Annotated in this window: 13 protein-coding genes; 7 read left to right on the top strand and 6 right to left on the bottom strand. The window is 70.9% G+C overall.

The window, feature by feature from the left end; all coding sequences use genetic code 11:
- Positions 1–119: 119 nt before the first annotated feature.
- Positions 120–488 (bottom strand): YbjQ family protein, encoded by a 369-nt coding sequence (locus ACWF79_RS17725; RefSeq protein ID WP_453729013.1) that lies wholly within the window; start codon positions 486–488, stop codon positions 120–122.
- A 181-nt stretch (positions 489–669) separates the two neighbouring features.
- Between ACWF79_RS17725 and ACWF79_RS17720 the strand changes: the two genes are divergently transcribed.
- Positions 670–1,380, top strand: a complete 711-nt coding sequence (locus ACWF79_RS17720) for a DedA family protein (RefSeq protein ID WP_453729012.1) — start codon at positions 670–672, stop codon at positions 1,378–1,380.
- 30 nt (positions 1,381–1,410) lie between these two features.
- Here the strand turns inward: ACWF79_RS17720 and ACWF79_RS17715 are convergent, their stop codons facing one another.
- Together ACWF79_RS17715 and ACWF79_RS17710 are read right to left on the bottom strand one after the other, a co-directional pair.
- On the bottom strand, positions 1,411–3,057 hold the full coding sequence (locus tag ACWF79_RS17715) for a threonine/serine ThrE exporter family protein (protein ID WP_453729068.1): 1,647 nt from the start codon (positions 3,055–3,057) through the stop codon (positions 1,411–1,413).
- A gap of 127 nt (positions 3,058–3,184) precedes the next feature.
- Positions 3,185–3,679 carry an inorganic diphosphatase gene (locus tag ACWF79_RS17710; RefSeq protein WP_019888410.1) on the bottom strand — a complete coding sequence of 165 codons (495 nt, stop codon included), beginning with the start codon at positions 3,677–3,679 and terminating at the stop codon, positions 3,185–3,187.
- Between the two features lie 102 nt (positions 3,680–3,781).
- Between ACWF79_RS17710 and dacB the strand changes: the two genes are divergently transcribed.
- The 6 genes from dacB (at position 3,782) to folE (ending at position 11,109) form a co-directional block, all read left to right on the top strand.
- Positions 3,782–5,227 (top strand): D-alanyl-D-alanine carboxypeptidase/D-alanyl-D-alanine endopeptidase, encoded by a 1,446-nt coding sequence (gene dacB / locus ACWF79_RS17705; protein WP_453729011.1) that lies wholly within the window; start codon positions 3,782–3,784, stop codon positions 5,225–5,227.
- Between the two features lie 28 nt (positions 5,228–5,255).
- Positions 5,256–6,386 carry a zinc-dependent metalloprotease gene (locus tag ACWF79_RS17700; RefSeq protein WP_453729010.1) on the top strand — a complete coding sequence of 377 codons (1,131 nt, stop codon included), beginning with the start codon at positions 5,256–5,258 and terminating at the stop codon, positions 6,384–6,386.
- A 196-nt stretch (positions 6,387–6,582) separates the two neighbouring features.
- A complete protein-coding gene (tilS, locus tag ACWF79_RS17695) occupies positions 6,583–7,641 on the top strand; it encodes a tRNA lysidine(34) synthetase TilS (RefSeq protein ID WP_453729009.1) in 1,059 nt (352 codons plus the stop codon).
- A 41-nt stretch (positions 7,642–7,682) separates the two neighbouring features.
- Complete coding sequence (gene hpt, locus ACWF79_RS17690; RefSeq protein WP_132917781.1) at positions 7,683–8,222, top strand: hypoxanthine phosphoribosyltransferase; 540 nt, start codon at positions 7,683–7,685, stop codon at positions 8,220–8,222.
- 161 nt (positions 8,223–8,383) lie between these two features.
- Positions 8,384–10,405 carry an ATP-dependent zinc metalloprotease FtsH gene (gene ftsH, locus ACWF79_RS17685; protein ID WP_453729008.1) on the top strand — a complete coding sequence of 674 codons (2,022 nt, stop codon included), beginning with the start codon at positions 8,384–8,386 and terminating at the stop codon, positions 10,403–10,405.
- Positions 10,406–10,503: 98 nt separating this feature from the next.
- Complete coding sequence (gene folE / locus ACWF79_RS17680) at positions 10,504–11,109, top strand: GTP cyclohydrolase I FolE (RefSeq protein ID WP_453729007.1); 606 nt, start codon at positions 10,504–10,506, stop codon at positions 11,107–11,109.
- A 37-nt stretch (positions 11,110–11,146) separates the two neighbouring features.
- On the opposite strand, the gene ACWF79_RS17675 is transcribed toward folE, so the two are convergent.
- The 3 genes from ACWF79_RS17675 to folB are packed head-to-tail and all read right to left on the bottom strand — an operon-like array spanning position 11,147 to position 12,637.
- A complete protein-coding gene (locus ACWF79_RS17675; protein WP_453729006.1) occupies positions 11,147–11,632 on the bottom strand; it encodes a DUF3180 domain-containing protein in 486 nt (161 codons plus the stop codon).
- 49 nt (positions 11,633–11,681) lie between these two features.
- A complete protein-coding gene (gene folK, locus ACWF79_RS17670) occupies positions 11,682–12,281 on the bottom strand; it encodes a 2-amino-4-hydroxy-6-hydroxymethyldihydropteridine diphosphokinase (RefSeq protein WP_453729005.1) in 600 nt (199 codons plus the stop codon).
- Entirely contained in the window at positions 12,278–12,637 is a 360-nt protein-coding gene (folB, locus tag ACWF79_RS17665; RefSeq protein WP_158988273.1) for a dihydroneopterin aldolase, read from the bottom strand. The genes folK and folB overlap by 4 nt, the downstream gene beginning before the upstream one ends.
- Between the last annotated feature and the right edge of the window lie 65 nt (positions 12,638–12,702).

Below are 12,702 nucleotides of genomic sequence, written 5' to 3'. Positions count from 1 at the left end.
GCCCCGACAGTTGAGGGTGTCGCCCGCGGAACCGCGGCCCCGTCACGCATCCCACGTCACACGTCAGGCATCACGGAGCGCGCGTCAGCCATCGCGCATCCCGTGTCGCGCATCCCGCGTCACGTACGAGGAGCGATCACCGCCGCCGTCCCGTAGGCGCAGACCTCCGTCCCCACGTCCGCCGCCTCCGTCACGTCGAAGCGGAACATCAGCACGGCGTTGGCGCCGCGCGCCTTCGCCTGCTCCACCAGCCGCTCCATCGCCTGGTTGCGGGTCTCCACCAGGGTCTTCGTCAGGCCCTTCAGCTCCCCGCCGATCATCGACTTCAGCCCCGCGCCGATCTGGCTGCCCAGATGCCGCGAGCGCACGGTCAGCCCGAAGACCTCACCGATGACCTGCCGGACCTCGTGGCCGGGGACGTCGTTCGTGGTGACGACCAGCACGTCCGGGTGCGGCCCCTGGCCGCCGCCGTACTCCTCGATGCCCATCCGCATCCACCTCCTGGCCACCAGCCTCGGACCGGCGGCCCGCCGCCGCATCCCCGGAGGGGCCGGGCGGGGCCGTGGGCGGGGCCCGTGGAGGCCCGGTGGAACCCGGGGCGGTAAGAATGCGTTGATACTTTGGGGCAGCCGTCCCCCGCCCCCACCGACCGCAGGAGCCCGGAACCCCGTGAATACGCTTGCCCTCGGACCGAGCTGGCTGGACCCGGACTATCTGATTCAGACCTTCGGTCTGATCGGTGTCCTCGTCATCGTCTTCGCCGAGTCCGGCCTCCTCATCGGGTTCTTCCTGCCCGGCGACTCGCTGCTCTTCACCACCGGCCTGCTGGTCACCACCGACAAGCTGGACCAGCCGCTCTGGCTGGTCTGCACGCTCATCGTGGCCGCCGCGATCATCGGCGACCAGGTCGGCTATCTCTTCGGCCGCAAGGTCGGCCCGGCCCTCTTCAAGCGCCCCGACTCCAAGCTCTTCAAGCAGGAGAACGTGGAGAAGGCGCACGAGTTCTTCGAGAAGCACGGCCCGAAGTCGCTGATCCTGGCCCGCTTCGTGCCGATCGTGCGGACGTTCACGCCGATCATCGCCGGTGTGAGCCGGATGAACTACCGCTCGTTCATCACCTTCAACATCATCGGTGGTGTGCTCTGGGGCGCGGGCGTGACCATCCTCGGCGCCTCCCTCGGCAAGATCGAATTCGTGCACAAGAACATCGAGGCGATCCTGATCCTGATCGTCGCGATCTCCGTCATCCCGATCGTGATCGAGTACCTCCGCGCCCGCTCGCAGTCGAAGAAGGCCAAGGCCGCCCAGGGCGACGAGGACGGCAACGACACCCCCGGCGCCCAGAACCCGGGCGGCCGCGGCCGCCACGCCAAGCGCTGACCCTCCCCGGACGCGTCCCGTCCGGACCCGTCAGAAGCCCCTGGTCCGCTTCGCCGCACGCCGCGCCGCCGCCGCGCCCGGCGCCTGCATGAAGAGGCGGGCCAGCTCGCCTCCCAGGTTCACCCCGATCGCGATCGCCAGGGCCAGGGCCGCCGCCTTCGCCAAGGAGGCGAAGCCCTGGTCCAGGTTGTTCTGGGCGATGCCCAGCACCCCGAAGTACGTCGCCGAACCCGGCAGCAGCGGCCCGATCGCCGCCGTCACGTACGGCAGGGACGACGTGTGGTGGTAGCGGGCGGCCAGCTGCCCGAAGAGACCCACAAGGCCCGCCGCCACCGCCGTCGCCATCACCGCCGACCCGTCCGCCGTCACCGCGATCGACGCGTAGATGACCCAGGCCACCCCGCCGTTCAGCGTCGCGAAGAGCACCGTCGCCCGCGACTGCTGCAGCAGGATCGCGAACGTCGCGCACAGCACCATCGACGCCAGGATCTGCACCACCGGCCGCTCGACCGGGTTGAGGACGCCGTCCGGGTTCAGCTGCGCGTCGAACTGCACCGCCAGGTACAGCACCGACAGCACGCCCACCACGATCGCCACGAAGAAGTACCCGACTTCCAGGAGCCGGGCCGAGGCCGTGATGTAGAAGCCGGTCAGACCGTCCTGCACGGCCGCCACCAGCGCCCGCCCCGGGATCAGCGCGAACAGGCCACCCGTGATGACCGCGGAGGGCCGCAGATCCGCGTGGAGCAGCGTCAGCAGCACCCCCATCGCGGCCGGCGGCATCGCCGCCACCAGGAACTGGTAGAACTCCGGCAGCCCGCGCCCCGCGCACAGCCACGCCAGCCGGTCGCCGAGCACCGCGCCCAGGGCCGCCACCATGAAGACCGTGAACCCACCGCCCAGCAGCACCGAGGCGGCGCCCGCCAGCACACCGGCCGCCGACGACAGCACCCAGCCCGGGTAGGGATGCCGGTTGCGCCGGATCTCCGCAAGCCGTCGGTAGGCGTCCTCCGGGGAGACGTCGTGCTCCTCGGCGTTGATGTCGGCGAGGAGCTGGTAGACCGCCTCCAGCCGGGTGTAGTCCGTGCCCCGGCGCCGTACGGTCCGGTTCGCCGTGATCGGGTCGTCCACCAGCGACGGCTGGTGCGTGATCGACAGCAGCGTGAACGTCACCGTCGGCTCGCAGCGGTCCAGACCGTACGAACGGCAGATCGCGAACATCGCCGCCTCGACGTCCTCCGCGCCCTCACCGCCCGCGAGCAGCAGCTCGCCGATACGCAGGGTCAGGTCGAGCACACGGCCCACCGCGGGCCCCGCCTCGTCCTCCTTGCGCGCGATCTCCGGCACCGGCCGTTCACCCACCGGCAGCCGCAGCATCGTCCGCATCCGGTCCTGCCACGGAGCGTCCGCCGGCAGCCGCACCAGCGGCATCCCGTGGGCGGGCGTGAAGGCCGGCGGGGCGTGCTTCGCGGAGTACGTCGACGGCGGCGCGAACGCGGAGCCCTCCGGCTCCGGCGGCGGCTCAGGGACCAGCCCCTGGGGAACGGCGAACTCGGAGGTGGGGTGCTCCTCCTCCGGTACCACCGGCTGCTCCACCCCGGCAGGCGGGGTGAAGGCGCTGTGCGCCTCGTCCGACTGCGGCTTCCGGTCCTCCGGCCCGTCCGCCTCCACGACCACTCTGTTCGCCCTCACTCCCATTCGCACCTTCTGCCCAGTATGCGCACGGGCATACGACCTCACGCGAGACGGGCGGCGCCCCTCCGCAGAGGTGCACCGCCCGTCACGACGTCGAACGTGGGCCCACTCAGTGGGCGCCGCCCTGCGCCTCGAGGCGCTTGTAGGAGGCCTCGATCTCGGCCTCGGCCTCGGCGCGGCCGACCCAGTTGGCGCCCTCGACCGACTTGCCCGGCTCCAGGTCCTTGTAGACCTCGAAGAAGTGCTGGATCTCCAGGCGGTCGAACTCCGACACGTGGTGGATGTCGCGCAGGTGCTCCACGCGCGGGTCCGAGGCGGGGACGCACAGCAGCTTGTCGTCGCCGCCGGCCTCGTCCGTCATGCGGAACATACCGATGGCGCGGCACTTGATCAGGCAGCCGGGGAAGGTCGGCTCGTCCAGGATGACCAGCGCGTCCAGCGGGTCGCCGTCCTCGCCGAGGGTGTTCTCGACGAAGCCGTAGTCGGCCGGGTAGCTGGTCGAGGTGAAGAGGCGACGGTCCAGGCGGATACGACCCGTCTCGTGGTCGACCTCGTACTTGTTCCGCGACCCCTTCGGGATCTCGATGGTGACGTCGAACTCCACGGGTGGCTCCTCCTGAATCAACACATGTGAATGCCTGCGGCAACGCGCAGTGATTAAGTGTCCCTCACGCCTGTGTGTGATCGCGAAAGGGGCTGGTCAGCTATGCCGGAGCCGAAGACCTGGCAGCTCACGGCATGCTCTGCCGTACTCGGTCTGGCCCTGGCCGCCGGAGCGGTGACAGCCGCCGGACCGTGGGACAACGGTCAGCGTAAGGCCGAGCGCGCCCGGGCGGCCGCCGCGGCCCCGACAGGTGGCGCACATCACGCGCCCCCCGCCCCTCCGCGCCGCCCCGCCCCCGCGCCCGCCCCGAGCGCCGCCGGAGTGCTCCGCGCGCTCGACACGCCCCGGGCCGCCCGTCCGGGTGATCTCGCCGCCCTCCTGGTCCCGCTCCTCGCCGACCCCGGCCTCGGGCCGCTGCGCACCGCCTCGGTCGTCGACGCCACCACCGGCAAGCAGCTGTACGGGGAGGGCGCCACGACCGCCATGACCCCGGCCTCCACGATCAAGATCGCCACCTCGGTCGCCGCACTCTCCGCCCTCGGCCCCGACCACCGCATCCCGACGACCGTCGCCGCCTCACCGGACGGCCGCACCGTCACCCTCGTCGGCGGCGGCGACCCCACGCTCGACCGCGCCCGCCTGAAGGCCCTCGCGACCGACACCGCCCGCGCCCTCAAGGCCCGCGGGGTCACCTCCGTACGCCTCGCCTACGACACGAGCCTCTACCAGGGCCCCGCCCGCCACCCCATCGGCCGCAACGAGAACATCTCCCCCGTCAGCCCCCTGATGCTGAACGCCGGCCGCCTCGACGGCTCCACCAGCGGCACCACCCACTCGCGCAGCGACGACCCGGCCAAGGACACCGCCACCGCCTTCGCCCAGCTCCTCACCAAGGCCGGTACGAAGATCCAGGGCGCCCCCGCCCCCGGCCGCGCCCCCAAGCCCGCCGACGGCGCCAAGCCCGCGGCCCCCCTGGCCCGTACCGCATCCGCCCCGCTCTCCGCCCTCGTCGAGCGCACCCTCACCCACAGCGACAACGACCTCGCCGAGGCCCTCGCCCGCCAGACCGCCGTCGCCCGCGAGCAGCCGGCGAGCTTCACCGGCGCCGGCAAGGCCGTCCAGGCCGAGCTCACCGCCCTCGGCCTGCCCACCGCCGGCGCCCGCTTCGCCGACGGCAGCGGCCTCTCCCGCGACGACCGGCTCTCCGCCGCCCTGCTCACCGGCCTCCTCACCCGGGCGGCCGACCCGGCCCGGCCCGCCCTGCGCCCCGCCCTCACCGGCCTGCCCGTCGGCGGCTTCAACGGCACCCTCAAGAGCCGCTTCGACACCGGCCCCGCCCTCGGCGGTGCCGGACTCGTCCGCGCCAAGACCGGCACCCTCAAGGGCGTCAACACGCTCGCCGGAACCGTCGTCACCGCCGACGGCCGGCTCCTCGCCTTCGCCTTCCTCGCCGGCCGCACCCCCTCCGCCGGACAGGCCCAACCCGCCCTCGACCGCCTCTCCGCCGCCCTCGTCGCCCCAGGACGACCCGTACCGAACCTGCCCTGATCCGGCGGGAAGAACGTACGGTTGACGCATGACGAGCATCGGTGGTGCCGAGATGGTCGACTGGAATCTCGCGGTCGCGACCGCGACCCGACTGGTGAGGCCGGGCCCCGAGGTGACCCGCGACGAGGCCCGCGAGGTCGTCGCGGAGCTCCGCAGGCACGCCAAGGCGTCCGAGGAACACGTCCGCGCCTTCACCCGGATGATCCCCGACGGCCACGAACCACGGGACACCCCCGTCCTCGTCGTGGACCGGGCCGGCTGGGTCAAGGCCAACGTCGCGGGCTTCCGCGAACTGCTCGCCCCCCTCCTCGACAAGATGCAGGAACGCCGCTCGGGCACCCCCGGCTCAGCCGTGCTCGGCGCCGTCGGCGGCAAGGTCACCGGCGTCGAACTCGGCATGCTCCTGTCGTTCCTCGCCTCCCGGATCCTCGGCCAGTACGAGACCTTCGCCCCCGCCACCCGCGACCTGCCCGCCGGGGAGAACGGCGGCGGCCGCCTCCTGCTCGTCGCCCCCAACATCGTCCACGTCGAACGCGAACTCGCCGTCGACCCGCACGACTTCCGGCTCTGGGTCTGCCTCCACGAAGAGACCCACCGCACCCAGTTCACCGCCGTCCCCTGGCTCCGCGACCACCTCCAGGGCGAGATCCAGTCCTTCCTCGGCGCCACCGAGGTCGACCCCTCCACGGTCGTCGAGCGCCTCCGCGAAGCCGCCCAGACCCTCGCCGGAAGCCGCCCCGAGGGCGAAGAGGGCGAACCCGGCCCCTCCCTCGTCGAAATCGTCCAGACCCCCGAGCAGCGCGAGATCCTCGGCCGCCTCACCGCCGTCATGTCCCTCCTCGAAGGCCACGCCGACTACGTCATGGACGGCGTCGGCCCCCAGGTCGTCCCCTCCGTCACCGAGATCCGCGAGAAGTTCCAGCAGCGCCGCGCCCGCGGCGCCTCCCGCCTCGACCTCGCCCTGCGCAAGCTCCTCGGCCTCGACGCCAAACTGCGCCAGTACCGCGACGGCGAACGCTTCGTCCGCGCCGTCGTCGACGAGGTCGGCATGGACGGCTTCAACCGCGTCTGGACCTCCCCCAACACGCTCCCCACCAAGGCCGAGATCGCCGCACCGGCCGACTGGGTCGCGAGGGTGCACCGTAAGGCAGACTCGTGAGACGGGTGCGACGTATGACGGAAGAACACACCCCCAATCACCCATCCGAGGGACCGTAGACCCAGGGTGGGGCGTGCAATGCTCGGGTAACGGCCAGGTTCTGTCACCATCGACGCACTCTGAGTGACCGAACCCCCTCTTCCGACCGTTAAGACTCCGACCGAGGCACCCCACTCCTTCACGAAGGGCACCGGACATGGGTCCCCATCCTGCGGTCGCGGCGATACGCCTGGCGGTCCGCCGCGTACTCCACGACGTTCTCACCGAGCACCAGACCGACCCCGCCGCGACACCCGAGCAGCGCCCCCTCGTGCTCGTCGCCTGCTCCGGAGGCGCCGACTCCATGGCACTCGCCTCCGCACTCGCCTTCGAGGCCCGCAAGCTCGCCGTCCGCGCCGGCGGCATCACCGTCGACCACGGCCTCCAGGACGGCTCCGCCCAGCGCGCCGCCGAGGTCGCCGGACGCATGAGCGCGCTCGGACTCGACCCCGTCGACGCCGTCGCCGTCACCGTGGGCAGAGAGACAAGGGTGGCGCACAGCGCCTCGATCAGGGGTGGTGGCGGGCGACGGGCGGGCGGCCCCGAGGCCGCGGCCCGCGACGCCCGCTACGCCGCCCTCGACGAAGCCGCCGAACGCCACGGCGCCACCGCCGTCCTGCTCGGCCACACTCGCGACGACCAGGCCGAAACCGTCCTCCTGGGCCTCGCCCGCGGCTCCGGCATCCGCTCGCTGTCCGGCATGGCCGCCGTCTCCGGCCGCTACCGCCGCCCCTTCCTGGAGCTCGACCGGCAGACCGTCCGCAAGGCCTGCGTCGCCCAGGAACTCGCCGTCTGGGACGACCCCCACAACGCGGACCCCGCCTACACCCGCTCCCGGCTCCGCCACGAAGGCCTGCCCGCCCTGGAGAAGGCCCTCGGCAAAGGCGTCGTCGAAGCCCTCGCCCGTACGGCCCAGCTCTCCCGCGACGACGCCGACGCCCTCGACTCCTGGGCCGCCGACGCCGAAACCGCCGTCCGCGACGAGGCAGGCCGACTCGAATGCGCCAAACTCTTCGGACTCCCGCCGGCCGTCCGCCGCCGCATCCTGCGCCGCGCCATGATCGCCGAGGGCGCGCCCGCGGGATCCCTCTTCGCCCGTCACATCGAGGAGGTCGACCGGCTGATCACCGGCTGGCGCGGACAAGGCGCCATCAATCTGCCCGGCCGCGTCGAGGCACGACGGCAGGGTGGCAGACTGGTCATTCGGCAAGGCTGACGCAAGCTGCAACGAAAGTGACCCGGGTGAACGAGAAGGACATGGGCACCGACCTCAAGTCGGTGCTCATCACCAAGGAAGAGATCGACGCGAAGCTGGCCGAGCTGGCCGCGAAGATCGACGCGGAGTACGCGGGCAAGGACCTGCTCATCGTCGGTGTCCTCAAGGGCGCCGTGATGGTGATGGCGGACCTGGCGCGCGCGCTGTCCACCCCCGTCACCATGGACTGGATGGCCGTCTCCTCCTACGGCGCGGGCACCCAGTCCTCCGGCGTCGTCCGCATCCTCAAGGACCTCGACACCGACATCAAGGGCAAGCACGTCCTGATCGTCGAGGACATCATCGACTCCGGCCTGACGCTGTCCTGGCTGCTGTCGAACCTCGGCTCGCGCGAGCCCGCCTCCCTGGAGGTGTGCACGCTGCTGCGCAAGCCGGACGCCGCCAAGGTCGCGATCGACGTGAAGTGGATCGGTTTCGACATCCCCAACGAGTTCGTCGTCGGATACGGCCTCGACTACGCCGAGAAGTACCGCAACCTCCCGTTCGTCGGCACACTCGCGCCGCACGTCTACGGAGGCTGACGCCCGGGAACCCGTACCGCCCTTCCGCCGTTGGAGCAAGGGAAGGCGGTCACGGGTCACCTGGCTGAGGTACCGTCCGAAGAACAGCTTTTTCTCATAGCAGCTCTCACAGCAGCATTTACCTACGGGCAGGAGGGACGGGGCGTTCTCGCTCCGTATGGATGGACGTGAAGCGATACTTCCGTGGGCCGGTCATGTGGATCGTGCTGGCCGTCCTCGCCGTGGTCGTGCTGATGCAGGTCGTCGGCTCGTCCGAGGGCTACAAGACGGTGGACACCAGCAAGGTCGTCCAGGCGATCAATGACAAGCAGGCCGACCAGGTCAAGCTGACGACCGGCGACGAGCAGGTCATCAAGGTCGAACTCAAGAAGGACGCCGACAAGAACAAGTACGGCGGCAGCACCAAGATCCAGGCCAGCTACATCGGTGACCAGGGCGCCAACCTGACCACCACGCTCCAGGAGCAGTCCGCCGCCGGCGACCTCGACAAGGGCTACACCGTCTCCCCGGAGCGGCAGAGCCCCTTCCTGTCGGTGCTGCTCTCGCTGCTGCCCTTCGTTCTCATCGTGGTCGTCTTCCTGTTCCTGATGAACCAGATGCAGGGCGGCGGCTCCCGAGTCATGAACTTCGGGAAGTCCAAGGCCAAGCTGATCACCAAGGACACCCCGAAGACCACCTTCGCCGACGTGGCGGGCTCGGACGAGGCCGTCGAGGAACTCCACGAGATCAAGGAGTTCCTCCAGGAGCCGGCGAAGTTCCAGGCCGTCGGCGCCAAGATCCCCAAGGGCGTGCTGCTCTACGGCCCGCCCGGAACCGGCAAGACCCTCCTCGCGCGTGCCGTCGCGGGCGAGGCCGGCGTGCCGTTCTACTCGATCTCCGGCTCCGACTTCGTCGAGATGTTCGTCGGTGTCGGTGCCTCCCGGGTCCGCGACCTCTTCGAGCAGGCCAAGGCGAACGCCCCGGCGATCGTCTTCGTCGACGAGATCGACGCCGTCGGCCGACACCGCGGCGCCGGCCTCGGCGGCGGCCACGACGAGCGCGAGCAGACCCTCAACCAGCTCCTCGTCGAGATGGACGGCTTCGACGTGAAGGGCGGCGTCATCCTGATCGCCGCCACGAACCGACCCGACATCCTCGACCCGGCCCTCCTGCGCCCCGGCCGCTTCGACCGCCAGATCGCGGTCGACCGCCCGGACATGCAGGGCCGTCTGGAGATCCTCAAGGTCCACCAGAAGGGCAAGCCGGTCGCCCCGGACGTGGACCTGGGCGCGGTGGCACGCCGCACCCCGGGCTTCACGGGCGCGGACCTGTCGAACGTGCTGAACGAAGCGGCGCTCCTCACGGCGCGCAGCGACAAGAAGCTGATCGACAACCACTCCCTGGACGAGGCGATCGACCGCGTGGTCGCGGGCCCGCAGAAGCGGACCCGGATCATGTCGGACAAGGAGAAGAAGATCACCGCGTACCACGAGGGCGGTCACGCCCTGGTCGCGGCGGCCTCGCCGAACTCCGACCCGGTCCACAAGATCACGATCCTGTCCCGCGGCCGGGCCCTGGGCTACACGATGGTGCTCCCGGACGAGGACAAGTACTCCACCACCCGCAACGAAATGCTCGACCAGCTGGCGTACATGCTGGGCGGGCGCGCGGCGGAGGAGCTCGTCTTCCACGATCCGACCACGGGCGCCGCGAACGACATCGAGAAGGCCACGGCCACCGCTCGCGCGATGGTCACGCAGTACGGCATGACCGAGCGGCTCGGCGCGATCAAGTTCGGTGGCGACAACACCGAGCCGTTCCTGGGCCGCGAGATGGCGCACCAGCGCGACTACTCGGAAGAGGTCGCCGCGCTGGTCGACGAAGAGGTCAAGAAGCTCATCGAGACCGCGCACAACGAGGCGTGGGAGATCCTCGTCGAGAACCGCGACGTTCTCGACAACCTGGTCCTGCAGCTCCTGGAGAAGGAGACGCTGGGCAAGGAGGAGATCGCCGAGATCTTCGCCCCGATCGTCAAGCGCCCGGCCCGCCCGGCCTGGACGGGCTCGTCCCGCCGCACGCCCTCGACCCGTCCGCCGGTCCTCTCCCCCAAGGAGCTGGCCCTGACGAACGGCGCGAACGGCACCCCCGCGGTGGACACCACCAAGGCGATCGAGGTCGCCCCCGAGGAGGCCCCGGAGGCCTGACCTCCGCCACCCGGAATGGAAGCCGCGCCCCCACAGGTTTTAGCCTGTGGGGGCGCGGCACATTTCGCGCCACGAGTTTCAGACGGAACGAGGCACAGATGACCGATCCGGTGACGCTGGACGGCGAGGGCACGATCGGCGAGTTCGACGAGAAGCGCGCCGAGAACGCCGTACGAGAGCTCCTCATCGCGGTCGGCGAGGACCCGGACCGCGAGGGGCTCAGGGAGACGCCGGCGCGGGTGGCGCGGGCGTACCAGGAGATATTCGCGGGCCTGCGTCAGCAGCCCGAGGACGTCCTGACGACCACGTTCGACCTCGGTCACGACGAGATGGTGCTGGTCAAGGACATTGAGGTGTACTCGACGTGTGAGCACCATCTCGTCCCGTTCAGGGGCGTGGCGCACGTGGGATACATCCCCTCGACCTCCGGCAAGATCACCGGCTTGTCGAAGCTGGCCCGCCTCGTGGACGTCTACGCCCGGCGCCCCCAGGTCCAGGAGCGGCTGACCACGCAGGTCGCCGACTCCCTGATGGAGATACTGGAGCCGCGCGGTGTGATCGTGGTGATCGAGTGCGAGCACATGTGCATGTCGATGCGCGGCATCCGTAAGCCGGGCGCGAAGACCATCACCTCGGCCGTCCGCGGCCAGCTCCGCGACCCCGCGACCCGCAACGAGGCGATGAGCCTGATCATGGCGCGATAGTCCGCGCACGGGGGAGGCGGCAGGCCCGCCGGGGGCCTCAAGCCACCGGGGCCGTGCCCTTGCCGTTTTCCTCGTCCTCCGGGAGTTTGCAGACGCGCTCCAGGAAGAGGGCCGCGGCGATGACCGCGAAGCCCGCGAGGACCGAGAAGGCGGCGTAGATGGCCTGGTCGCGGCGGGACGGGATGTCGAGGGAGCCCAGGAGGAAGACGCCCGTGCCGCCGTACATGCCGGCGACCAGGGCGGCGACCAGGGCGCTCGCCTGGCCGAAGACCACCGCGCGGGCAGCCATCAGGGGCTCGACGCCCTTCGCGCCGGGGCGGCGCTCGCGCTGGGCCTTCAGGCGGGAGCGGATGGAGAGGGCCGTCGCGGTCAGGACGGCCGCGATCGACGCGAGGACGATCGGCGCCGCGAGCGGCACGCTCGGCAGGGTGCCGACCGCGTCCCAGAGGCGCGCGGCGCCCCAGGACAGGACCCCGGCCACGATGAACAGTCCGGCCAGAACCTTGAGCCGCAGTTGCTTCACCGAGTGTCCTTCGTGTCGTCTCGCGGGCGGTCTTCCACGAGCCTAACGACTACTCGGGCAGACGGAGTTCCAGGTCGACACGCGGCACGACTCCGTCCCGGCCGAGCGCCGTGAGGAGGGCCGCGACCGAGCCGAGGCCGGGGAGCTGCGCTTCGGGGTCCACGTCGTTCCAGGGCGCCAGGACGAAGGCGCGCTCGTGGGCGCGGGGGTGGGGCAGGGTCAGGACGGGGTCGTCGGAGACGACGTCCGCGTACGCCACGATGTCGACGTCGATCGTGCGGGCGCCCCAGCGCTCCTCGCGGACCCGGTGGAAGGCTTCCTCGACGGCGTGCGCCCGCTCCAGGAGGGAGCTGGGCGGCAGGGTCGTCTTCACCAGGGCGACCGCGTTGAGGTACGAGGGCTGGGAGCCGGGCTCGACGCCCCAGGGCTCCGTCTCGTAGACGCGGGAGACGGCCTTGACCCGCAGGCCCGGGGTGTCCTCCAGGGCGTCGACGGCGCCCTGGAGGGTCTCCAGGCGGTTGCCCAGGTTGGCGCCGAGGGCGATGACGGCCCACTTCGGGTTCGAGAGGGTCACGTCGGCGGCGTCCACCGCCTCGACGACGGAGGCGGGTACGGGCTGCACGGTGGGGTCGCTGTGCGTGGCTTTCATACTCGGCTCCGGGTGATGGTGATGGTCACGTCGTCGAAGGGGACCGTGATCGGCGCGTCCGGCTTGTGGACGACGACTTCGACCTCCTGGACGCCGGCGTGCTTGAGGCACTGCTGCGCGATCCGCTCGGCGAGGGTCTCGATCAGGTCCACGGGCTCGCCCTGGACGACGTCGACGACTTCTTCCGCGACGACGCCGTAGTGCACGGTCTTCGTCAGGTCGTCGTCGGCGGCCGCGGGGCGGGTGTCCAGGCCGAGGACGAGGTCGACGATGAAGGTCTGGCCTTCTTCGCGTTCCTTGGGGAAGACGCCGTGGTGTCCTCGGGCCTTGAGGCCGCGCAGCGCGACACGATCCACGCGAATCACTCCTGCTGTCGTAGTTCTTGTGGCCACGCAGCCGGGTGCGGACGGCCGGGTGTCCA

Source organism: Streptomyces sp. NPDC054975, assembly GCF_053609105.1.
The sequence above is the reverse complement of the archived record's forward strand: the minus strand, read 5'-3'. Positions and strand labels throughout refer to the sequence as shown.

What these genes read in the sequence shown, in the direction of transcription:
- ACWF79_RS17725 (WP_453729013.1), bottom strand. Translation starts at nt 488, where the DNA reads ATGGGCATCGAGGAGTACGGCGGCGGCCAGGGGCCGCACCCGGACGTG.
- dacB (WP_453729011.1), top strand. Translation starts at nt 3,782, where the DNA reads ATGCCGGAGCCGAAGACCTGGCAGCTCACGGCATGCTCTGCCGTACTC.
- ACWF79_RS17700 (WP_453729010.1), top strand. Translation starts at nt 5,256, where the DNA reads ATGACGAGCATCGGTGGTGCCGAGATGGTCGACTGGAATCTCGCGGTC.
- tilS (WP_453729009.1), top strand. Translation starts at nt 6,583, where the DNA reads ATGGGTCCCCATCCTGCGGTCGCGGCGATACGCCTGGCGGTCCGCCGC.
- hpt (WP_132917781.1), top strand. Translation starts at nt 7,683, where the DNA reads ATGGGCACCGACCTCAAGTCGGTGCTCATCACCAAGGAAGAGATCGAC.
- ftsH (WP_453729008.1), top strand. Translation starts at nt 8,384, where the DNA reads ATGGACGTGAAGCGATACTTCCGTGGGCCGGTCATGTGGATCGTGCTG.
- folE (WP_453729007.1), top strand. Translation starts at nt 10,504, where the DNA reads ATGACCGATCCGGTGACGCTGGACGGCGAGGGCACGATCGGCGAGTTC.
- folK (WP_453729005.1), bottom strand. Translation starts at nt 12,281, where the DNA reads ATGAAAGCCACGCACAGCGACCCCACCGTGCAGCCCGTACCCGCCTCC.